We start from the raw sequence: 21,924 nt of genomic DNA on the forward strand, positions 1-21,924 counted from the left end.
CCCATGTTGTATTCGACTAGAGAAGCCTCCGAGGCCAGCGGAATCTCCGTGGACACCGTGCGGTACTACTGCAAAATCGGGCTCGTACCGCGGGTCATGCGCGATGAAAACAATTATCGCGTCTTTGATGAGCACGATATTGCCTGGCTACGGGGGCTTCGCTGCCTGCGGGAATGCGGCATGGGGATCGACCAAATGCGTGAGTACATGGAGCTGTGCCTGGAGGGCGAGGGCAGTATCCCGCAGCGCAAGGACATCCTCCAGGATCAACGCCATGTTGTCGAAGACAAGATCGCGAACTTACGCGACATGCTGGCCTTCATCGATTCGAAGCTTAGCTACTACGACAAAGTTCGCGCCGGTGAGATCGAGTACGAATCCAGCCTGCTCGCACCGGTCAAAAACCAGTAGCCACTAGGCCCCTCGCAACCGCTCGTTATTGACTACCCGGGCAGCAGCTTCAATCGCCATCCAGCCCGACAACTGCACGGACAGATCACGCTCAGCGATCTCCGATCCTGCTACCGCTCCGCCGCTAGCCCCACCAATAGAGCCAGCTGCGCGCGGAATCTCCGCCTGACGCGTCCAATCCGCACTGAAAACAGGAAGTCCGTTGACTTCCAAGCGCTGATCCCACACCGCGTCTGCCGTCGACACAACAAGTTTGCCCGCCAAGCGCTTCGTCGCACGCGATAGCTTCTGATCATCGGGGAGGTCCGTCGTCACTAAGGCCAGGTACCGCACCAAAATGCCGCGGAACAACCCTCCGTCACCACTGCCGGAGCCCTTGATCACGCCAGTATCCGTCGCCAAGTTGACTGCGATGGCGTGGACCAGGTTGTGGACCCGGGTGATCGAGGACATCGCCACGTCGGAACCGGCCTGAGCCCCGGCGCGAACTCCGGAACCCGCACCGGAAGGATCATCTGTGATCCCGGCTTCCTCGCGACGCCGCTGAGCAATCTCCACACAGGCACCCAAAGCAACACCCTGGTTGTAGGCGTACACAGCCGTCGAGGGCTCCGGACCATCCATCTTCATGCGAATGCCATCGATCAGGAGGCCGTCCTGATTGATCAGGTTCTCGAACATCCAGTCGGTGAGGGCCTCGGCCTCATCCACGCGGCCCATCCGCGCCATCATGATCGCCGCCGGGCCATTCGTCGGCACGTTATAAAACGCCTCCCCCACGCGCCACGGAACAACCCCGGTCAGCGAGTCGACGCCGTCGATAATGTTCTGTTGGAGGTCCTTCAGGCTCCTCGCCTGGTGGCCGTGGCCCAGGCCCTCCGCGCGGTCCAGCGCCAACGCTAGCCAGGATTTATCGTCGTAATAGCGGTTCTTAGTCAACGGGGCACCGTTGCGGAGGCGAATTCCCCTCATCGTCCGACTAATGCGACGCGAGCGGGACTTCAGCGGACGACGCGACGCCGCGTCCACCAAGCAATCCAAATAATGGGCCTGCCACCAATAATGCCAGCGCAAGAAGAACTTATCCCGCGTCAATGCCGGCCACGAGACCACGGCAAGGTTCGTCCCCGGCAAGCCCCACACCCGGCGCGCATGGCGCTCGTGAATAGCGTCCTCGGCTAAATCAGCACGGTGATCCCACTTCTCCCACAGCTCCTGCTGGCGACGCTGCGGCCGCAACGAGCTGCCACGATGGCTGATCTGCTCAGCGTGGTTAATCCGCGAACTGCCCTCATGAGCAGGTGCGTCGCCGGTGGTAGCGTCCGCGGTAACGTCGGCGGACGCATCAGACTGATTGCTATTTCGTTTATCCTGCATTGTATTAATCGTGCCCTATAGATGGTGTAGGCGCTACTGACTCCACACGATTGGGCGGTTACCCCTAGGTTCTGCGCGAATCACCACGCCCGAGATAGGTCCGCGTGCTGCCTCACCCACGCATGCATCGCGATCCCTGCCGCAACCCCCGCGTTAATCGACCGCGTGGACCCAAATTGCGCAATCGATACCGTTTGCACGGCACCGCGCTGCGCTTCCTCGCTCACCCCCGGCCCTTCCTGGCCAAAAAAGAGGAGGCACCGCTCGGGCAACTCGGCCGTCTCAACGGGCACCGAGCCGGGCACATTGTCCACAGCAATCACCGTGAGGTCGTGGTCATGCGCCCAATGGAGCACGTCGTCAACTGTCGAATGATGATAAAGGTGCTGGTAGCGGTCGGTTACCATGGCTCCGCGACGGTTCCACCGCTTCTTGCCGACGATGTGCACCGCCTCTGCGGCAAAGGCATTCGCGGTCCTCACGACGGTACCGATGTTGTGGTCCGACGTGAAATTCTCGATCGCAACGTGGAACGGGAACCGACGCGTATCCAGGTCTGCGACGATGGCCTCGCGCTTCCAGTACCGGTACGCGTCAACGACATTGCGCCGGTCGCCCTCGTTCAAGAGGGTGGGGTCATAACGGTCAGCCGTCGGCCGTGGTTGGCCGGGGTGCTCAACCTCCCACGGGCCCACGCCGACGGGGTGCGGATTCCACTCCGTGGCACCAACACCAGCTGGGGGTTGTACCGTGCGCGGATCTGACGCGCGCGAGTCTGACGCACGGGGTGAATCACTCAAGTCCGAGATCCTTCAGCCCCAGGATGGACCGGTACTCCAAACCTTCCTTGTGAATGGCATCGGCCGCGCCCGTGTTGCGGTCCACGACGGTAGCGACTCCGACAACCTCGGCCCCGGCTTCACGTGCCGCCTTGACCGCCGTCAATGGGCTATTTCCTGTGGTTGTCGTATCTTCGACGACGAGGACGCGCTTGCCTTTAATGTCCGGGCCTTCAATGCGACGCTGCATGCCGTGTTTCTTGGCCTCTTTGCGCACGACGAACGCGTCGATGGGCCGGCCGGGCGCGTGCAAAACAGAATCAGCGACGGGGTCTGCACCCAAGGTCAGGCCACCGACGGCGTCAAACTCCCAGTCCTCGGTGAGCTGCCGCAGAAGAGCACCGATCAACGGTGAGGCCTCGTGATGCAACGTCGCCCGCCGCAAATCAACGTAATAATCGGCCTCTTTGCCGGAGGATAAGGTCACTTTCCCCATCACGACTGCCAGCTCTTTGACCAGCTCTGCCAGCCGGGCCCGGCGCTCTGGGTCCAACGTCTGCGCGGCAGACGTAGGTTGAGCAGCAGACGTAGGCTCGGCGCCTTCCGCCTCTGGGTTAGTGTGATCCGTCATGACAAGAAACTCCTTCTGACTGCTGGGTTTTCACTGCACGCTTGTGGTTCCGCGGTACCCACCGCTTAATCCTGGTCGAGCCGATTCTCGGGCTCGAGCTCACCATCGACGATGGGCACATCGTCATCCTCCCGACGGTGGGACGCGCCCCGCCGGGCCGAGCTCTTGCGGTGCCGCCCCTCGGACGGTGGGTCGCCGAAAATGGTGGACTTGTCGTAATCAGACTCCACTCGGATGACTCGCCCGGACCGCTCATGCGCCCCCGAGTGGTCAGGATCGCTACCCACGACGGGAATGTCTCCGGTGGATTTGCCAACCTCATCCCACTGTTCGTCGTCCGTAGTATTCCCCTCTCGTCGGCTTCGATCCCGGCGCGGCAAATCGACATACTCGTGGCGGAATTCGGGCCTGTCCGACCATCCAATGTGGGCATCCGTGTCAGATTTTCCCTCCTGGCCGGCCGGTTCATCATTATTGCCGACGTCGGCACTGTCGGATTGGCCGGTGGTGCCGGATTGGCTGCCGCCGGTGGATTGACCAAAGGCAGGCTGGTCGGCAGCCGATTGAGCGGTGGCGGACTGACCAGCGAAGCCAGCGTCGGGAACGGCCTGCATCCGTGGACCGTCGCCCAAGGTGAAGATGTCGTACGAATACGCCCGGCCGGGATCACCGTCCGTCATGTCCAAGTACTCAGCGGTCGGGTTGGGCAGGACGCGGGTGGCGTCGTCAAGATCGGCGATATAGGCGAATATCCTGGGGATATCGTCGATAGTGGGGCGGCGACTACAGCGGACGAGGATCCACCACGGGTCGATGACGATGGCTGCGGTGGCACCACGTAAATGTGCGAGTGCGCGATCGGCGCGGGAATCCATCATGAGCCGGACGGACAATGGGTCAGAGGAGAACACGGCGAATCCTCCACACGATCCCACATACTCCTGGTCGGGCCGAGGAGGTTTGATGTGGCTGGGATCTTCACCGGGTTGGTTCTGGGACACCCAACGGTCGCGGTCCCGGAAGTCGATGAGTATGTCTGAGGAGCCAGATCGACGTAATCCCAGGTAGGAGTTGTCGTCAATATCGGCCACGTGGGCACGACGTGCGCGCATCCGTCCCGACACGACGTCCTTGGCTTCGCTTGATGATGCACCAACATGGTCGGCCCACTCGTGGGCCAGATCGGGATCATTCCGGTCAAACTGCCATCCGTGCTCAGCAGCCCATGATCGACGTGCACGTCGGGTCGCCCGTGTGGGGTTTTCGAACCACTCCTCCATGGCGTCTTGGGGTGTGTCTGTAGACGGATTTGCGGCTGCGTCTTCTGCTGAATCTGCAGGCGATTCCGACGCGGTGCCCGGTTCAGCGGTGCCCGTTTCACCTGCGGGGACACTGCGGGATGGCGAATCTGTATCCGAGTGTTCGTCCCCGTCCTTGTGCGTCACAGTGAACGCGTTGTCCTCGCCGTCACCGCGGGAGGTCGCTCCATGCTGGACATGCTGGGATTCGTCTCGCTCATCCGGATGCGTCACCGAGACATCGTCGTCGGCAAGCCCATCGTCGAACGATTCCTGCTCATCAGCGCGCTCTTCTTCCGCCTCCGCCTGCGGGCGCACACCGAAATGTGAGAATGCTTGATCTGCAGTCTGGGTCTGCTGAGGATTGAAGCGGGGGTTTCTACGACGTGGCGGGAGTGCATCGCCATCATCGCCAAAGCCAGCGTCGGCGTAAGTAAACGGGACACCGTCAGACGCATCGCGCGAACCACCAGACGCCCCCTCCTCTCGTGGCGCGCGATTAGCCCGTCCTCCCCGGGAGGAGGTAGGACGTTCGTGCACGCCGGCGTGGCGGTTGAGAACTCGTCGCCACTCCCTATCATCTGCCGGTCGGTTGGCAGCCCACAGCAGCGCTGCGGCCGCGAGGAGCAGCAGAGCGCCAAGAATCAGGAAAACTGCGGAATTCATCGTTAGATAGTCTATCCGCTTCCGCGGACAATGCCTCCACCCGCACACAAAGGCCGCCACCCCTGCCCTTAAGGATCATGCCGTCGAGTCCTACAGGGCGTCGTGGCAGCCGTCGTTGACCAGTTATTCACTGCCAGACCACAACGCTATTTGTCGTCTCAACCACGTGTTGTCTAACACTCGGTGTTGCCTGGCAGCGTGTGACGTCCCGAGACCTTACACGTCGATATCGTTCTCAGCGGCGTATCCGCTCTGGTCTAACAGCTCCCCCAGGTCGGAGATGCGAACCTCGTACAGCCAGCCATCGCCGTAGGGGTCGGAGTTGATCACGCCGGCGTCGTCGCCAAGGTCTTCATTGATCGAGACCACTTCGCCCGAGACGGGAGCGAAAATATCGGAAACCGACTTGGTGGATTCAACTTCACCAAAAGCCTCTCCGGCTTCGACCTCCGTTCCGACGTCGGGCAGGTCAACATACACAATCTCACCCAGCTGATCAGCGGCAACATGGGTAATGCCGACGCGGACTGTGTCACCAGGCTCGGCGGCGTCGTTATCGATCCACTCGTGGTCACTGGAGTACAGGTAGTCAGCGGGCAATGAAACGTTGGACATCACGATCTCCTTCGCATTGTCATCCACACTCGTCGCTGCGGATGAATGGTCTTTAACGTCGATTGTTGGGGTCGATTGTTGGGGCTAGCGGTCACGCTTATAGAAAGGAAGCTGAACCACCGTGTAGGGATAATGCTTACCACGAATGTCCACGGAAAGCGCGGTTCCCGGCTCCGCGACGTCCGCATCCACATAGGCCATAGCCACGGGGTAGCCCAGCGTCGGCGACAGCGCGCCCGATGTAACCTCCCCGACCTCTTTATCATCGCTGGTCAACACGGTGTAGCCGGCGCGGGCAGCTCGCCGCCCATCCCCTTTCAGCCCGACGAGTTTCCGTGCTGCACCGTTCTTCTTCGCAGCGACGATGGCGTCCCGGCCGACGAAGGCGTCCTTGCTCTTCGTCGCTGCCAACACACCGAGGCCCGCGTCGACCGGGGTGCGTGACAGGTCCAGTTCGTGGCCGTAGAGAGGCATTCCCGCCTCCAAGCGGAGCGTATCGCGGCTGGCTAGGCCGCATGGTGTCACCGCGTCAGTGTCCATGACCGCGGCCCAGACGTCGTGGGCACCGCTGTTCGGCACGAAAATCTCGAACCCGTCTTCTCCGGTGTATCCCGTGCGGGCGATGATCACGTCATGCCCAGCAACGGTGCCGCGGAAGAAGGCGTAGTACTTCACCTCGGCAAGGTTGCGAACATCCGCGCCGGGTAGCGAGGCCAAAACGCGCTCCGCGTTGGGGCCTTGCACAGCGATTAGCGACGTTTCGCTGGATTCGTCGGCCACGGTGCAATCAAAGGACTCAGCCCGGGAGACTAATTCCGAGGCCACGGTGGGCGCGTTACCGGCGTTGGGGATGACCAAGAATTCGTCGTCGGCAAGGCGGTAGGTGATGAGGTCGTCGATGATAGTGCCGTCCTCGGTACACATCATGGAGTATTTAGCCTTGCCGACGGCCACGGCTGATAGCCGTGAGATCAATGCGTGATCGAGTGCTTCGGCTGCTTGTGGGCCGCTAACTCGGACCTCGCCCATGTGGGAGAGGTCAAAAATGCCGGCGTCGGTGCGGACAGCTTTATGTTCGTCCAGTTCACTGCCGTATTTGAGGGGCATGTCCCAGCCACCGAAATCAGTGAAGCGGGCGCCGAGTTTCTCATGAACATCGTGCAATGCGGTCTTCTGGGGTCTGGCCGATCCTGCGCCGGAGGATCCTGTGTTGGGTTGGTCTGTCACGTCACGTTCTCCTATCAACGTCGTGGTGGGTTGATGCTGCGGGTTGTCGCTGGGGTTAGCGCTGCGGTACCTGGTGTGGGCGCCTATTTATCCAGACTATTGAATTCATCGTCGGTAATGGCGAAATCCTCCAAGGGCGGGCACGAGCATGCCACGTGGCGGTCACCGTAGGCATTGTCAATGCGGCGAACCGGTGGGAAGTACTTGGTCCGACGCAGACCCGGGACGGGGAATGCCGCTTTCTCACGTGTGAAGTGACCGTGAGACACGGTGTCGTCAAAGTCGTCGCGCGTCACTGACCAGGCCGTATAAGGGGCGTGGCGAATCACGGAATCTTCTTCGGCGACGGTGCCATCGATGACCTCATCGATTTCGCGCCGGATGGTGTGCATAGCTTCGATGAAACGGTCAAGCTCACCCTTGTCTTCACTCTCAGTGGGCTCCACCATAAGAGTCCCAGGCACGGGGAAGGCCAGGGTCGGAGCGTGGAACCCGAAGTCCATGAGTCGCTTCGAGACGTCCTCCGCGGTGATCCCGGAGCGTTTCGTGATCTCGCGCAGGTCGAGGATGCATTCGTGCGCAACCAAACCGTTCTTGCCCGTGTACAGGGTCGGGAAATCGTCGGCGAGCTGGTGGGAGATGTAGTTAGCATTCACCAGGGCCATTTCCGACGCCGCTGCCAGGCCATCGCCCCCCATCAGCGCGATGTATGCCCAGGAGATCGGGACGACGCCGGCGGAACCATAGGTGGCACCGGCAATCGGCACGCCGTGCGCCTCGGACGCGGCATCGCTCGAGCTTTCGGCGCTGCCGGAGCCCTCTGCATCCTCACCGGAGCGCTCCGCGTCGGCACTTGTTGTTTCCATCGGATCAGCCGGCAGGAACGGCACCAGGTGCTCAGCAACACAGAGCGGGCCGACGCCGGGGCCGCCGCCACCATGAGGAATCGTGAAGGTCTTGTGCAGGTTAAGGTGGCTGACGTCGCCACCGAATTGCCCGGGCTTTGCCAGGCCGACCAGGGCGTTGAGGTTAGCACCGTCGATGTACACCTGCGCACCGGCCGCGTGGACCTTGTCGCACACGTCGCGAACATGTTCTTCGTAGACGCCGTGGGTGGAGGGGTACGTGATCATAATGGCGGCAACTTTGTCGCCTTGCTTCTCCAGCTTCGCGGCCAGGTCATCAAGATCGATGGAGCCGTCGTCACGGGATTTCACTGCGACAACTTTCAAACCAGCCAGTGCCGCCGACGCAGCGTTAGTGCCGTGGGCGGACTCCGGGATCAGGCAGATCGTGCGCTCACTGTCGCCGCGCGACTGGTGATAGCGACGAATAGCCAGCAGGCCAGCGAATTCACCCTGAGACCCCGCGTTGGGCTGCACGCTGACAGCCGCGTAACCGGTCATTTCGGCCAGACTGTCCTGCAGGTCGTGGATGAGTTCACGCCACCCTGCCGTCTGATCGTCGGGAGCCATGGGGTGAATAGAGGCAAAACCCGGCCACGTGATCGGCTCCATCTCTACCGCAGAGTTGAGCTTCATCGTGCACGAGCCCAGCGGAATCATCGTGCGATCAAGAGCGAGGTCGCGATCGGCAAGCATCCTTAGATACCTCATCATTTCGGTTTCTGAGGTAATTGCGTGGAAAATCGGGTGCGTCAAAATCTCGTCGCGACGGAGAAGATCCGCGGGTAGATGAGTTGTCCCAGCCGACGCCACATTGCGGTGATCACCAGGCAGCCCCGCGGTAAGCTCACGGACCTCATCCAAACTATCTGGCCCGGAACCGCTATCGCGGCCCTCAGCGCTGATCAGTATCGCGGCCAACTGGCGAATATCCGTATCGGTCGTGGATTCACCGATAGAAAAACCAACCAGCCGACCACCGAGTTCACGGAGGTTAAAGCCCTCTTCATGGGCACGTGCGACGGCGATACGCGCTGCATTATCAGTGCTGTGCTTAACAGTGACTGTGTCAAAGAACGTGTCGTGCTCAATGCGAAGACCGGCCGCGACGATGGCATCAGCCAGCGCAGCAGCATGCGCGTGAATACGGCCCGCGATTTCTTTCAACCCATCCGGCCCGTGCCACACGGCGTACATGCCGGCCACAACAGCCAACAGTGCTTGCGCCGTGCAGATGTTAGAGGTTGCGCGGTCCCGTCGAATATGTTGCTCGCGAGTCTGCAGAGCCAAGCGATACGCGGGAGTTCCTTCCTCATCCTTCGACACGCCGACAATGCGCCCCGGCATCTTCCTGGTCAGGGAGGTCGTCACAGCCATAAACGCCGCATGGGGCCCACCGAAGAAAAGCGGCACACCGAAGCGTTGCGCGGAACCCACCGCGATGTCCGCGCCAAGCTCACCCGGCGACACCAGAAGCGTCTGCGCCAGAAGGTCACAATCCACCGTGACCAGCGCTTTCTTCTCTTTAGCAGCATCGATCAGAGGCTTCAGGTCACGTACCTCACCCGTCGTTCCGGGCTGGGCAATAACGACGCCGACAAGGTTCTCCTCGTCAGCGATCGTCTCGGTGGTGATCGTCGATACGCGCAGCGAGATACCAGCAGCCATCGCCCGCGACCGAACAACCGCGATCACTTGCGGATGGCAGGCGCTATCCAGGAGCACGACCGGCTCCCCACCTTTACGGCGACGCCCACCGCGGATCATCAGCTGAACGGCCTCCGCGACGGCAGTGGCCTCATCCAGCAGCGACGCATTAACGACGTCGAACCCGGTTAAATCCCCCACCGCGGTTTGGAAGTTGAGAAGCGCCTCCAGGCGGCCCTGCGAGATCTCCGGCTGATACGGCGTGTACGCGGTGTACCACCCCGGGTTTTCCACAATGTTTCGCCTGATCACGGCCGGCGTGACCGTGTCATAATAGCCCGCGCCGATCAGCTGCTTCTTCTGAACGTTCTTATCGGCATACACCTGCAGCGCGGACAACACGTCCTGCTCGGTGCGACGAGGTGGCAGATTAAGATCCCGGTTCTTGATGGAATCAGGCAACGCTGCGTCAGCGAGTTCGCGTGCCGACGAATACCCCAAGGTCTGCAGCATCTGCTGAATGCTCGACGCATTGGGACCTATGTGACGCGCCGGGAACGGCGCGGCCGACACGCGTGGTGAACTCAATGGCGCGGTGAGGTCGGCCGTGGTTTTAATAGACGCGGGGGCCGCACCCTGCGTGTTCTGTGGATCGAATTTCGGGTGAGCCTGCTGGGAGGACTGCTGCTGAGACTGTGGATGAGACATTGTTTCCCATTCGTCGAAGGCGATGACCGGTCGCCTCCCCCGCACTGTCTCCTGTACCTGAGAGCTTCGGCAGCCTCACCAACGCGCTGTACTTAGACCTGCATGGAGCCCTACATGTATAGAACCCTGCAGGTGACGTTGTTTCAGTCTGCTTTTCTCCTTCGGCGGCTGCATACGCAGCTCTTTCCAGTGGTGCCTCATTGCAGCGGTACTGGGCCTGAGAGATTCCCGGGGAGGGTTTGCTCCTACGGCGCTACTTTCTGGCCGGAAGCACAATGCGCCCGGCGCGGAAAGCAAGCTCTCCCGTTGCAACTCGTAACGGCATGTTCGTCACTCGACTATATCTGCAACCCCGGACATGTCGAGCGCTCTTCGCCATCTGGTTACCTCATTTCGAGGCAATGACCAGGCACGACGCCGGTAGGTTACCCCCGACGGGCAGAAATATTTACACGAACGTCACATGGTTCGGGCGGTCACGGGCTCGCGCAATGTTTATTCGCCCAAGCGCTCGATAGGGTTCTCGGGATTCCCCGCCCACTGCGACCAGCCACCGGTGAACAGCGTCGCACCGTCGATCCCCCCGTGCTCCATCACAGCGATCATCGCGCAGGAGTGCAGCGCGGATCCCGAGTACACAGCCACTTTCGAGCCGTCGGTAATTCCCGCCCTGTTGAACCGCGCCCGAATCTCGTCGGGCGACAGCACTGTCCGGTCCTCGTTATAAAAGTCCTGGACAGGCATGTTGATCGCACCCGGGATGTGGCCAGCGCGGAAGTCCAGCTTTTCGGCAATCCCATTGAAACGACGCTCGTCGCGCGCATCAAGAAGGAATCCGCCGTCCTTGATCCACTGGTCGATCTCATCGGCTTCGATGGTGGGCATATTGCCGACGGTGATCTCTGTGCGGAACCGCTGCGGGAGGCTCCCCGGCCCGGCGATCACGGGGTGACCGGCGTCTTCCCACGCTTGGAGGCCACCGTCGAGAATGTGAATGTCGGTGACCCCGGCCCACTTGAGGATCCACCATGCGCGGGCGGAGAAAATGCCGTGGTGCTGGCCGTAAATGATGATCGGCGTCTTCTTGTCCAGCCCCCACTTGTAAACCCAGTCCTGCAGGATCCCCTTGTTCGGCAACGGGTTACGCCCGGCTTCGCGGGAGGGCAATCCGGTGAGGGCCAACTCTGGTGGGCAGAACTGAGCGTCCGGAATGTGTTCGGACACGAACCTCGAATACGCGGTGCGGCTTCCACTGGACCAGTGGGTGCTCAAGATACTAATACGATTCGATTTGTTGATAGCTTTGGACAAGATATCTGGAGAAACGTATACGGTCATGGGCACTAGCTTATGCGGACGAGCTTCAGCCTGCAGTATGGCGGGTTGTGAGATGCTCCTGGTAACGACAACGGTTACCCTCTAACAACCTGCCATACAGGCGCGACGTGGCATTCCGCCGCGACACTTACAGCGTCGATACGCCACCACCGTGGACGTCGAGTTTGTCTCCGCCCTCGGCCACCGTGACTTCGACGACGTCGCCGTCGCGAACATCCCCGGCGAGGAGTTCCTTCGCCAGTTCATCGCCAATGGCTTGCTGCACTAAACGACGCAGCGGACGTGCACCGTACGCGGGATCGTAGCCGCGCTTGGCCAGCCATTCCTTCGCATCGTCGTGCACGTCCAGCACGAGGCGCCGAGATTCCAGCCTCTTGGCCAAAGCGTCGATCTGGATGTCCACGATCTTGGTCAACTGTTCGCTGGTCAGGGCGTCGAACATAACGACGTCGTCAAGTCGGTTGATGAATTCCGGCTTGAAGGTGGCCTTGACGGCCGCCTCCATCTGCTCCTTGGTCCCGCCTGCGCCCAAGTTCGAGGTCAGGATCAGAATGGTGTTCCGGAAGTCTACCGTGCGGCCTTGCCCATCGGTCAGGCGGCCTTCATCGAGCACCTGCAGGAGGACATCGAAGACATCCGGGTGGGCCTTCTCGACCTCGTCGAACAGGACCACCGTGTAGGGCCGACGACGCACCGCCTCGGTCAGCTGACCACCCGCGTCGTAGCCGACGTATCCCGGAGGGGCACCCACCAACCGCGCCACGGAATGCTTCTCGCCATACTCCGACATGTCAATGCGGACCATGGCTTTTTCGTCGTCGAAGAGGAAGTCTGCCAACGCCTTGGCCAGCTCGGTCTTGCCGACGCCGGTGGGGCCGAGGAAGAGGAACGACCCTGTCGGCCGGTTCTCGTCGGCGACACCAGCACGCGCACGGCGTACCGCATCGGACACAGCCTTCACGGCCTCGTCCTGGCCGACCACGCGACGACCCAAGACCTTCTCCATGGCTAGGAGCTTTTCGGTTTCGCCTTGCATCATCTTGCCGGCGGGGATGCCGGTCCATGCGGAGACAACTTCGGCCACTGTCTCGGGCGTGACTTCCTCAGAGAGCATGGCGTTCTCTTCGGTGGAGTTCACGGACTTTTCGGCCGCGTGCAGCTTCTTTTCCAGTTCAGGAATAGTGCCGTAGCGCAGCTTTGCTACCCTCTCATAGTCGCCGTCGCGCTCCGCGATTTCCGAATCAGACCGCGCCTTCTCCAGCTCTTCCTTAACACTTTGCACCTCGGTAATGGCGGACTTTTCGTTCTCCCACCGGGCGGTCAGGGCCTTTAGGTTTTCGCGCTCGTCGGCAAGCTCTTCTTTCAGGTGCTCGAGCCTGATTTTCGACGCTTCGTCGGTCTCCTTCTCCAGAGCCATTTCCTCGATTTCTAACCGACGCACCACGCGCTCGGCAGTGTCGATCTCTTCTGGCCGGGAGTCGATTTCCATCCGCAAGCGTGAGGCGGCTTCGTCGATAAGGTCGATGGCTTTATCGGGAAGGAACCGGGCTGTGATGTAGCGATCGGACAGCGTCGCGGCCGAGACCAGGGCGGAGTCCATGATCCGAACACCGTGGTGAACTTCGTAGCGCTCTTTGAGTCCACGCAAAATGCCGACGGTGTCCTCGACACTGGGCTCGCCCACGTACACCTGCTGGAAACGGCGCTCAAGGGCGGCGTCCTTTTCGATGTACTTGCGGTATTCCTCCAGGGTGGTTGCGCCCACGAGCCGGAGTTCACCGCGAGCCAGTAGCGGCTTGATCATGTTGCCGGCGTCCATTGCGGATTCCCCGGTAGCGCCCGCACCGACGATGGTGTGGAGCTCGTCGATAAAGGTGATGATTTCGCCGTCGGCGTTCTTGATCTCATCAAGAACAGCCTTTAACCGCTCCTCAAATTCGCCACGGTATTTTGCACCCGCGACCATGGACCCGAGGTCGAGCGAAACGAGTTTCTTATCCTTCAGCGATTCAGGCACATCACCAGCGACGATACGCCGTGCGAGGCCTTCGACGATGGCGGTTTTACCGACGCCGGGCTCACCGATGAGCACCGGGTTGTTCTTCGTCCGCCGTGACAGCACTTGGACGACGCGTCGGATTTCGGCGTCGCGCCCAATGACGGGGTCGATTTTGCCGTCGCGTGCCCGGGCGGTGAGGTCCGTCGAGTATTTTTCGAGGGCCTGGAACTGGCCCTCTGGGTCCTCGGTGGTCACTTTTTGGTTTCCGCGTACCGACGGGAACGCTGCCTTGAGGGCGTCGGCGGTGGCACCGAACTCCTGCAGCAGTTTCGCTGCGTCGCTATCGCCGGATGCGATGCCGGCGAGCAAAACCTCGGTGGACACGTAGCTATCGCCCAACTGACCTGCTAATTCCTGCGCGGTGGTCAGCGCATTGAGGGAATCGCGGTTGAACTGCGGGTTCGCCATTTGCTGGCCAGTGGCGGTGGGGTATCCGCCAACCAGACTTCGTGCCCGGGTGAGAACTTGGTTCGGATCTGCGCCGACAGCCTGAATAACTGGCGACGCAATAGAATCGGCCTGCTCAAGGAGAGCGACAAGTAAGTGCGCTGGGCGGATGTCCGGGTTACCTCGTTTCGAGGCGTCTTGAAGTGCAGCCTGGAGGGCTTCAGCTGTGCGTGTTGTGGGGGTAAAAGAGCTCATGATGTCACCTTTCTGTTCTTTGTTCGTTGTTCTGTATTTGTTGTTTCTATGTTGACCGTTCTGTGTGCTTGTACCTGGTTCTTCGTCGGGGTCGCGGGTGATTGTGTAGCTAGCCGACGACGAACGTTGCTATAACCATTGTTGAGTGTACGTCACGCAAGTTTTAATCACATCTAATACAACTGGCGCGAAGTTGAGTCTATTCCACTCAAGGCGGGTTTTTAGAAAAATTTTCGTGGTGGATGTGGTGGCGGTGGTGAGGAGTGGTCGCGTCGGCAATAACGGGCCACCGCACCCAGATGAGCTAACGACCCTGCCGGACCCAGACGACCAAACCTATAACCCCCAAAACAGCCTCACCTATCAACACCGCGGGACTCGTACCGATCCCGACCGAATTCCCCAACGCCGTGTTCTCCCCCACGAACCACGGGCTGAGGCAAAGGGTAAGAGAAAGAAGAGGCACTACGCGCAAAGACACCGCCGAGCCCCAACGGCCACCAATTGCAGCCGCACACCCAATAGCCACAATGCTGTGAGCACTGATCAAGCCAACCGTTTCCCACCCCAGGTAACGGGCCCTCATCAGGCCGGCTACAGCAACCAGGATGAGAACGCATATGACCGACAGAATCAGGCGCGGGCGTTGCGTCGAGCGGGATGTCACGGCGCGCTCATACGATTCTGACCATTGACTCCCCAGCAGAACGCCCATCGCCCCCGCCATCACCACCGGAACCAGATTCGGAAGGAAAACAGGGATGCTCAGTTCTGGACCGAATAGTTGCGGGAGCGAAAAATCATGGAACCAAACCAGAGGAATGACAACGCAACACAGCAATAGCGCCTCACGCCAGCCCCGAAGGCGGACATAAGGGAAGACGCTATTACTCATATATAATCCTCACACTTCTTTCACTTCAGGATGCTTTATTCTTCTAAATTGTCCTGGGCATTGCCTTTCTCAGAAGAAGCTATACAGGCCTTAAGATCCTCCGAGATTTTTTTAATTAGCTCTTCTTGCTCCTGAAATGGCCGCCCCTCAGTGTTCTTGTCCATCCACTTCTGGGCATCACTGGTACCCGGGCCATTCGCACCACCAATGACCTCGCGAATTGGCTTGTCTCCGAAATGATCAGCAATCCATTCTGCGACGATATAGGTAGTCGATACTCCATCCGTTTTAGAAAGCTGACACCCCGATTTATCGCTGTCTTGTGCAATGACGGTTTCAGCCAAGTCACGGAACACAAGAGTTGAGGATCGTCCCGCGTCAGCCGCCATCAAGGGGAAATCGCCACCAACTTTTTTGGGAGCATACTCACCTGCGTCGACACTGAACCCCAACTCGTCCAATTCAGACAAAAAGGCAGACCAGTTTTTATCCACTTCACGCACAGTGGATTCATCTTCTGGCCAACTGCAATACCGAGCACCGTCGGCTGAATGAGTGCATGAAGGATTCGATGGTTTCTCTCGTGCCGTCACCAGGGGTCCATTTATTCCGACGAGAGTTGCCGCCACAGAGACGATAACGATTCCAGGTAGAGCTAACGATAAAAGCTTTTTACTCCTTACCCAATCGGCCGTGGTGACGAAAATGAGCACAGCTGCCAATACAATCCCTATAAAAACACCAAAAATGACTGGACGTAATTGGACTGATTGCTCTACGTAGCCCACGTAGTTCCCCGATGAATACGGCCTCAAAAATAGGATTTTCGGAACTACGCGTAGCAGCCCTGCCATCAAAGTGAGAACCACGACGGCCATCCCCGCAATGAAGCCGACAATCGCGGCTAAACGCGGTTTGGTATGGAGTGATCGGCCAATAACTCCGCCGAGCCCCACGGAGAATAGGGACCAGATAAGCCCCATAACCGGAATCGACCACCATGGAGAACCGCCGGGGTTTCCGGATAAACACACGGCATACAACACAACTATTGTTACGACGTTGTATATCAATGCATACAGTGCACCGAGCCCGCAGAGATACCAGCTTAGCCGTATGCAGATTGACGATATCGTGCGGAGATAGTCAACATCATGGCGCGCGATGTCATAGGCAGTACACCCCGCTAAGCACACTCCGATAAGGGCGAGTGTTTCAGAATGTACTTCATTAACGTCTGGCCAATAGCCGATAATGTAGCCCACCCGCCACGTTGCGAATAAAAGAAACGCAACGAAGGGCGCTGGGACAAAATAACGGAGATGTCGTCGCCACCCCATTAGATAACTCCCGCAGTCAATTGACCGAAAGCTGCATCAATACTTCCATATTTCCTTTCGAGCTCTTCCGAGCGCACATCAGCGACAATGTGTCCGGAATCAAGGAAAAGAACGCGATCAGTAGGCTCAATATCAGAGGAAATATGCGTCGACATAATGACTGAAGTTTTCTCACTGAGGCGACGAATTATATTCAGGAGCGACGCCCGGTGGTTTGGGTCTAATCCCGATGTCGGCTCATCCAAAATAAGGACGTCGGGACGGTGAGCTATCCCGACAGCAACCATCGCCCGACGTTGCATGCCACCGGACAACGAAGAAAAACGATCGCCTTCGTTATCGGACAAATGGACAAGCTCAATGGCCTCGGACGCTGCGCTCCGAGCCTCACTCCCGGAATAACCATGAAGCCACGCTGCTGTCTGAACTAAGTCCCGCACAGTTTGAGATGTATCAACCGCATTATGTTGAGGCACCCAACCTAAGCGCGACACGATGGAGGAACGGTTTTTTCGCTCCGCTGTTTTGCCGTCATACCTGATCACGCCGGACTGGGGTTTAAGCTCTGTCGCGAGAAGCTTCATTAAGGTACTTTTCCCCGCGCCATTAGAACCGAGCACGATATTAATTCCACCGGAAAAAGAGCACGAAATTCCATCCAAAACGGACTTAGCCTTTTTATACGAAAACCGTAACTCGATTACTTCTATGAGCATAGTTTCTTAGTGTACAGATGCTACTGCTTCAGAAAAGTGTTCTCGCGGAGCTAGACACCCCCACCCAACCGTCGGAGTTCACCATAGGACACCTTGAGTATTTACCGTAAAAAGAGGCCCATGCCCTGAGCTCAGCAAAAATGATAACGTAGGCACCACTACCAAACCTTGTTGATTTCACCTTCCACTCGGGCTCGATCACTCAATTTAGACCGGTTATTTTTAACTTTTTCACCCCAATTAAGGGGTATCAAAGGGTCGCGATCGCTCGTCTACCCTAGAACCACACATGCAAAACTGATACCTTCACTGTCAAAGATTACAAAACTAACCGACGTAAAGACTTAAAAAGAAAAATTTCTATCTGAGTTACAGGTGACAAAGATGAATGCACGATCCAACAAATTACCCATAATCGAGCTTACTTCGATCGGCGTTGGTATTCTCCTATTTCTCATTGGTGCAATAACGGGCGCGTGGGTAATTGGGGTCGCTGGTTTCGGCATAACCATTATCGCAGTTACCAGCCTGATTCTATTTCTTCCCGTCAAATTAATCGACACACAACATCAGTACTTTGTTTGGATCGCAAGCGCCGTTTTAATTATTTTCGGAATTTGGTACGGGGTTACCCAGCAAGGTGAGACCGAAATCTTCTCACCATCTCTACTCGCCTATGTCGGTGGAGGGGCTTTACTAACGTCACTCGCTACCTACTTCCGGAAACGCTCACATTAGATCGCTCCCCGGACGCCCGCCTCAGATCGCTTGCCGGATTCCTGCTTCGACCCAACCGTTGGCGCTCATCTCCTGCCTAGATTGATCGGCGTCGGCACTAGTCGTCACCAAGGACCGGGATGCTTTGTCGCACGGAATCCACTCGATCAGTATCAATGGTCGCGGTGACATATCCGCAGGTGTAGCCCAGTTCCGCGACCCTCGTTCCGTCTGGCCCAACCACAACGCTATGGCCAATCCCGGTCGGGCCGTCGGACTGGCCAACCTTGTCATACCCGCCCGGGCGCGCCTGCCCAGCAGCCGCGATCCACGTCGTCGAATCCAACGCTCGTGCAGCCGTCAGGGTCCGCCACTGATCGCGCTTGCCCGGCCCATCCGACCACGACGTCGGCACGACAATAACATGCGCACCACCACGTGCCAGATTCTTAAACTGCTGCGGGAAACGAATGTCGTAGCACGTCGACAGTCCAACAGTCATACCCGCGCACTGGAAATACTCCAGCTCATTACCTGGGCGAACCGTCTCAGACTCGCGGTAGCCGAACGCGTCGTAACAATGGATCTTGCGGTACGCCGCATTGACACGGTCACCGTCGGCACCATCACGGCCAACCGCCAACGCAACGTTATCCACCCGATGGCGCGTGCCCTTCTCCGTCTCGACGGAATCGGCCGGCGCGAACATGCCCACCACGGCAACAATGCCGGCCGCCTCGGCAGTCTCGCGGACGGTCGTCGCAAACCGACCATCCAGCGGCTCCGCGATCGTGTCCAACCGGCCCTGCCCGAACGGGTACATCGAGGCCTCCGGGAACACGATGAGGTCAGAGTTCTCCGACGACGCGCGCATGATCAACTCACACACAGCATCCGTATTCCTAGAAACATCGGGGACGGAACAAATCTGGGCCAGTGAAATGCGCATACGCCACAGACTATCAGTGAGAACCAGTAGCTATCAGTGAGAACCAGTAAGGGAAGCGATACGATTTTCGCATGTCCCCCACCGTGATCGCTCTCATGCTGACCGCCTCTCTTTGTGCCGGGTGGGTCGACGCCGTCGTCGGAGGTGGTGGGCTTATCCTCCTCCCGCTCATCATGATCCTGAACCCCGGCTTTACGTATGCTCAGGCGCTCGGAGTCAACAAAATCGCTGCTATCTGCGGTACCGGCAGCTCCGCGATCATTATGGCCCGGCGCGTTCCCGCTGCACGGACTGCTTTCCGCTACGCGCCCCTAGCGTTCATTGGGGCGGCGCTCGGGGCGGTTATTGCGTCGTCCGTTGATAAGGACATTATGCGGCCGATCGTTATCGTGCTCCTTATTGCCGTCGGCGCGTTTGTCCTGCTCCGGCCATCGTTTGGGAAGGTCACAGTCCGACGGGCCGTCACGCGTGGACGTTGGGTTGCGGCATTGGTGCTGATCACGGGGCTCGGGCTTTATGACGGTGCGTTCGGCCCCGGTACCGGTTTGTTCTTAATCCTTATGATCATATCGCTGCTGGGTGAGGATTTTGTGAACAGTGCCGCGTGGGCCAAAATCCTCAATACCTTCACGAACTTAGGTGCACTGGTTGTTTTTGCAATCAATGGGGATATTTGGTGGCTACTGGGCTTCGGGCTGGCCGCCACCAACATTGTGGGGGCACAGATCGGGGCACGAATGGTCCTTAGTAAAGGTGCGGGATTCGTCCGCATTGTCTTGCTTGTCGTGGTTGTGCTGATGGCCGGGAAATTGGCGCTGGACCAATGTGGTGTCACGGCATAAAGGCTTGCTGTCACGGCGTAGAGATCCCCCGTGGCAGCTTAACTGCTTGGGGTGACACGTTAGTGCCCATTTTGCTGGCTGGCACGCAGTTGTCCACAGGCGCACAGTTATCCACAGCGAACGCGATTCACCGCTATCAACGACGCACATGACGCGCATGTAGTTGGCACGATGTGGCGCATGACTCTCACTGTTACTCCCTCCGCGCTGCGCGCCCTGACGCACGAGCACCACGACCATGCAGAACACGCTGAGCACGTCGGCGCTGTATGTGACGCCGCGCATGAACAAGCGCCCAGCTTCCACTCATCCCGAACCCATGCCGCTTTGCTATCCATGGCCGACGCCGCCTATGCCCAGGCTCATGGACTGAGCACCCGACACATACGGTTCGCAGAATCCGTCGATTCATTACGACGTCGTGTCTGCGCCACGGACGATGCTTCGTCATCGCGATTGAGTGCACTGTCCCCGGTGCACACGAGTGACGATGCCATGCGCTCGGACAATCTCGGCTAAAGGTGCAGCTCATGGCGATCAATACAATACCGACAGTCAATAAAACCTCGGCAACTCAAACGTCGGTAATGCGGGATCCGCTCACCCATGTCCCTCGGTGGAGACCCGACGAGCTCAATGCCGTAGCAGCCACCATGGCTGGACTCATCGACCCCATGACAATCCGCATATCAGACAGCGCTATTCCCGCCAGTATCATCGGCGGAATCAACGGCGAGACAGCCAATGCAACACTGGCATCGATTAATGCGGACACGCGCGCAGTCATCGCCCACATCACACAGTCCGTCGGCTTATTGCGCGCACATTCGTCGGCCCTCCGCGGACCCCTCTGCCATGCGCAATCACTTGAGCACACCATCAAGCAGCTTCAAGCTCAACGCGACGCCACCGCCGACCCGTTCATTAGCGCCGGCATACGCATCATCGAGACGGCATGCAAAGCCGAGCTCGCCATGCTGCTCATGTTCCTAGACACTATCGACGGTGCACTCGCTCACCTTCTTGTCGACGTGTGGAATAGCTCCGCGCTCGGGCCACTCGGCCAGATCCTCGCCGCAACCGGAATCACCGATGCTTTCCTCCCCACCATCATGTCCGAGCCGGACCCCCAGCGCGACAACTCACAACCCTGGCTCGACGGACACACCATCGAAGACACCAACCGTACTCTCCGAGAGCGCCTCGACACGTGGCTTTCTACCACTCACAACGACAAAGAAAAGCAGTACTTGGAGGGAATAGTAAAGACGCTCGCCGACAACGACGACGCCTACCTCGTCCACCTCGATCACGACGGCGTGGCAATTGCGCTAGGAAACCCCACCACGAGTCCAGCCGTCGCCACGCTCGTCGGCGGAGTCGGCTCTAGTGAACCCGGACGCATTCACGGGCACACGGACTGGGCTCGTGAGATCAGGCAAGCCAGCGACAACAAAGCCAGCATCATCGCATGGTCTGCCTATCCCGCACCCAATTCTCTACCCGCTGCCGCCAGCACCGATAGCGCCGACCGTGGTGCAAAAACACTGCGCTCATTCCAACAATCGCTTCGCGCCCACAACCCCACGGCACAACTCACCGTCACCGGTCACAGTTACGGCAGCGTCGTCGTCGGGCACGCGGCCCGATCCTCGAGCACAACGCCTCCACTTGAGGCCGACACTGTCGTCATTGTCGGATCCCCCGGAACAGGCGCACATCATGCGCACGAATTAGCACCGCACGCGCTAGACGGGCACGCAGAGATCGTCGTCGGTAGGAATGATGCCGACCCCATCATGTTCACCACAGGACCAGACGACGGTGCGCACGGCCCCGACCCGTCCTACGCACACTGGGGCGCCGATGCCTGGCTCACCCCCAACGGCCTGGCTGCTACTCCCCCCAATGACCAAAAAATCCGCGACCTGGGAGGCCTCATTATTCCGGGGCTCACATTCGATAAGCTACTGAAAAACCACCGGTACAGGGACTACTCAGCAGCTCTTGCACAGGTCATCACCGACGGGGTGTCTGCCGATACCCACACACCTCAGGGGTGAACATTGCAGGGGCTACACCAGAGCAATAGTGTGGGACTTACATGCACTGACCAGCACAATTGTGTTTTCACCGCGGTGCTGCGCCCGTTGCATGCACAA

At 59.0% G+C, this 21,924-nt stretch carries 18 protein-coding genes and 1 riboswitch; of the genes, 5 read left to right on the plus strand and 13 right to left on the minus strand.

The features are described from left to right. The first annotated feature begins 3 nt into the window (after positions 1-3). Complete coding sequence (locus KCQ76_RS09650) at positions 4-411, plus strand: MerR family transcriptional regulator (protein WP_046201975.1); 408 nt, start codon at positions 4-6, stop codon at positions 409-411. 3 nt (positions 412-414) lie between these two features. Here KCQ76_RS09650 and KCQ76_RS09655 read toward each other — a convergent pair whose 3' ends face one another. The 12 genes from KCQ76_RS09655 to KCQ76_RS09710 all read right to left on the minus strand — a co-directional run bounded on the left by KCQ76_RS09655 (position 415) and on the right by KCQ76_RS09710 (position 17,254). Further along, positions 415-1,788, minus strand: coding sequence for a glycoside hydrolase family 76 protein (locus tag KCQ76_RS09655; protein WP_082090297.1), 1,374 nt, complete (start codon positions 1,786-1,788; stop codon positions 415-417). An 80-nt stretch (positions 1,789-1,868) separates the two neighbouring features. Further along, the gene (locus KCQ76_RS09660; RefSeq protein WP_082090308.1) at positions 1,869-2,483 is read right to left on the minus strand and encodes a TrmH family RNA methyltransferase; all 615 of its coding nucleotides are present in this window, start codon (positions 2,481-2,483) and stop codon (positions 1,869-1,871) included. 97 nt (positions 2,484-2,580) lie between these two features. After that, the gene (gene pyrE / locus KCQ76_RS09665) at positions 2,581-3,063 is read right to left on the minus strand and encodes an orotate phosphoribosyltransferase (RefSeq protein ID WP_046202138.1); all 483 of its coding nucleotides are present in this window, start codon (positions 3,061-3,063) and stop codon (positions 2,581-2,583) included. Between the two features lie 200 nt (positions 3,064-3,263). Beyond that, positions 3,264-5,162 (minus strand): TtfA family protein, encoded by a 1,899-nt coding sequence (locus KCQ76_RS09670; RefSeq protein WP_046201973.1) that lies wholly within the window; start codon positions 5,160-5,162, stop codon positions 3,264-3,266. 216 nt (positions 5,163-5,378) lie between these two features. Further along, positions 5,379-5,777 carry a glycine cleavage system protein GcvH gene (gene gcvH / locus KCQ76_RS09675; RefSeq protein WP_046201972.1) on the minus strand — a complete coding sequence of 133 codons (399 nt, stop codon included), beginning with the start codon at positions 5,775-5,777 and terminating at the stop codon, positions 5,379-5,381. Positions 5,778-5,861: 84 nt separating this feature from the next. Continuing rightward, complete coding sequence (gene gcvT, locus KCQ76_RS09680) at positions 5,862-7,004, minus strand: glycine cleavage system aminomethyltransferase GcvT (protein WP_046201971.1); 1,143 nt, start codon at positions 7,002-7,004, stop codon at positions 5,862-5,864. 83 nt (positions 7,005-7,087) lie between these two features. After that, positions 7,088-10,264, minus strand: a complete 3,177-nt coding sequence (gcvP, locus tag KCQ76_RS09685) for an aminomethyl-transferring glycine dehydrogenase (protein WP_261785761.1) — start codon at positions 10,262-10,264, stop codon at positions 7,088-7,090. A 196-nt stretch (positions 10,265-10,460) separates the two neighbouring features. Continuing rightward, positions 10,461-10,580: riboswitch (glycine riboswitch) on the minus strand. 179 nt (positions 10,581-10,759) lie between these two features. Next, positions 10,760-11,488, minus strand: coding sequence for a sulfurtransferase (locus tag KCQ76_RS09690; protein ID WP_236881228.1), 729 nt, complete (start codon positions 11,486-11,488; stop codon positions 10,760-10,762). 241 nt (positions 11,489-11,729) lie between these two features. Next, positions 11,730-14,303, minus strand: a complete 2,574-nt coding sequence (gene clpB / locus KCQ76_RS09695; protein ID WP_046201969.1) for an ATP-dependent chaperone ClpB — start codon at positions 14,301-14,303, stop codon at positions 11,730-11,732. Between the two features lie 304 nt (positions 14,304-14,607). Then, on the minus strand, positions 14,608-15,198 hold the full coding sequence (locus tag KCQ76_RS09700) for a hypothetical protein (RefSeq protein WP_046201968.1): 591 nt from the start codon (positions 15,196-15,198) through the stop codon (positions 14,608-14,610). Between the two features lie 35 nt (positions 15,199-15,233). Continuing rightward, positions 15,234-16,538 carry a hypothetical protein gene (locus KCQ76_RS09705; RefSeq protein WP_046201967.1) on the minus strand — a complete coding sequence of 435 codons (1,305 nt, stop codon included), beginning with the start codon at positions 16,536-16,538 and terminating at the stop codon, positions 15,234-15,236. Next, positions 16,538-17,254 (minus strand): ABC transporter ATP-binding protein, encoded by a 717-nt coding sequence (locus KCQ76_RS09710; protein WP_046201966.1) that lies wholly within the window; start codon positions 17,252-17,254, stop codon positions 16,538-16,540. Before KCQ76_RS09710 ends, KCQ76_RS09705 begins: the two co-directional genes overlap by 1 nt. A gap of 384 nt (positions 17,255-17,638) precedes the next feature. On the opposite strand from KCQ76_RS09710, the gene KCQ76_RS09715 reads away from it, so the two are divergent. Beyond that, positions 17,639-17,992 (plus strand): hypothetical protein, encoded by a 354-nt coding sequence (locus KCQ76_RS09715; RefSeq protein ID WP_046201965.1) that lies wholly within the window; start codon positions 17,639-17,641, stop codon positions 17,990-17,992. Positions 17,993-18,089: 97 nt separating this feature from the next. Here the strand turns inward: KCQ76_RS09715 and KCQ76_RS09720 are convergent, their stop codons facing one another. Next, positions 18,090-18,920 (minus strand): carbon-nitrogen hydrolase family protein, encoded by an 831-nt coding sequence (locus KCQ76_RS09720; RefSeq protein WP_046201964.1) that lies wholly within the window; start codon positions 18,918-18,920, stop codon positions 18,090-18,092. A gap of 71 nt (positions 18,921-18,991) precedes the next feature. Here KCQ76_RS09720 and KCQ76_RS09725 point away from each other — a divergent pair, with 71 nt between their 5' ends. The 3 genes from KCQ76_RS09725 to KCQ76_RS09735 all read left to right on the plus strand — a co-directional run bounded on the left by KCQ76_RS09725 (position 18,992) and on the right by KCQ76_RS09735 (position 21,825). Beyond that, positions 18,992-19,762: a TSUP family transporter gene (locus KCQ76_RS09725; RefSeq protein WP_046201963.1), complete on the plus strand. Its 771-nt coding sequence runs from the start codon at positions 18,992-18,994 to the stop codon at positions 19,760-19,762. Positions 19,763-19,942: 180 nt separating this feature from the next. After that, positions 19,943-20,281 (plus strand): hypothetical protein, encoded by a 339-nt coding sequence (locus KCQ76_RS09730; protein ID WP_046205211.1) that lies wholly within the window; start codon positions 19,943-19,945, stop codon positions 20,279-20,281. Between the two features lie 11 nt (positions 20,282-20,292). After that, positions 20,293-21,825 (plus strand): alpha/beta hydrolase, encoded by a 1,533-nt coding sequence (locus KCQ76_RS09735; RefSeq protein WP_052722293.1) that lies wholly within the window; start codon positions 20,293-20,295, stop codon positions 21,823-21,825. Positions 21,826-21,924: the final 99 nt, after the last annotated feature.

Origin of the sequence: Corynebacterium parakroppenstedtii, from assembly GCF_019754935.1 — a bacterium.
Taxonomy (GTDB): domain Bacteria; phylum Actinomycetota; class Actinomycetes; order Mycobacteriales; family Mycobacteriaceae; genus Corynebacterium; species Corynebacterium parakroppenstedtii.

Coding starts and splice junctions, on each gene's coding strand:
- KCQ76_RS09650 (WP_046201975.1), top strand. CDS start 4: ATGTTGTATTCGACTAGAGAAGCCTCCGAGGCCAGCGGAATCTCCGTG.
- KCQ76_RS09655 (WP_082090297.1), bottom strand. CDS start 1,788: ATGCAGGATAAACGAAATAGCAATCAGTCTGATGCGTCCGCCGACGTT.
- pyrE (WP_046202138.1), bottom strand. CDS start 3,063: ATGGGGAAAGTGACCTTATCCTCCGGCAAAGAGGCCGATTATTACGTT.
- KCQ76_RS09670 (WP_046201973.1), bottom strand. CDS start 5,162: ATGAATTCCGCAGTTTTCCTGATTCTTGGCGCTCTGCTGCTCCTCGCG.
- gcvH (WP_046201972.1), bottom strand. CDS start 5,777: ATGTCCAACGTTTCATTGCCCGCTGACTACCTGTACTCCAGTGACCAC.
- gcvP (WP_261785761.1), bottom strand. CDS start 10,264: ATGTCTCATCCACAGTCTCAGCAGCAGTCCTCCCAGCAGGCTCACCCG.
- clpB (WP_046201969.1), bottom strand. CDS start 14,303: ATGAGCTCTTTTACCCCCACAACACGCACAGCTGAAGCCCTCCAGGCT.
- KCQ76_RS09700 (WP_046201968.1), bottom strand. CDS start 15,198: ATGAGTAATAGCGTCTTCCCTTATGTCCGCCTTCGGGGCTGGCGTGAG.
- KCQ76_RS09705 (WP_046201967.1), bottom strand. CDS start 16,538: ATGGGGTGGCGACGACATCTCCGTTATTTTGTCCCAGCGCCCTTCGTT.
- KCQ76_RS09710 (WP_046201966.1), bottom strand. CDS start 17,254: ATGCTCATAGAAGTAATCGAGTTACGGTTTTCGTATAAAAAGGCTAAG.
- KCQ76_RS09715 (WP_046201965.1), top strand. CDS start 17,639: ATGAATGCACGATCCAACAAATTACCCATAATCGAGCTTACTTCGATC.
- KCQ76_RS09720 (WP_046201964.1), bottom strand. CDS start 18,920: ATGCGCATTTCACTGGCCCAGATTTGTTCCGTCCCCGATGTTTCTAGG.
- KCQ76_RS09725 (WP_046201963.1), top strand. CDS start 18,992: ATGTCCCCCACCGTGATCGCTCTCATGCTGACCGCCTCTCTTTGTGCC.
- KCQ76_RS09730 (WP_046205211.1), top strand. CDS start 19,943: ATGACTCTCACTGTTACTCCCTCCGCGCTGCGCGCCCTGACGCACGAG.
- KCQ76_RS09735 (WP_052722293.1), top strand. CDS start 20,293: ATGGCGATCAATACAATACCGACAGTCAATAAAACCTCGGCAACTCAA.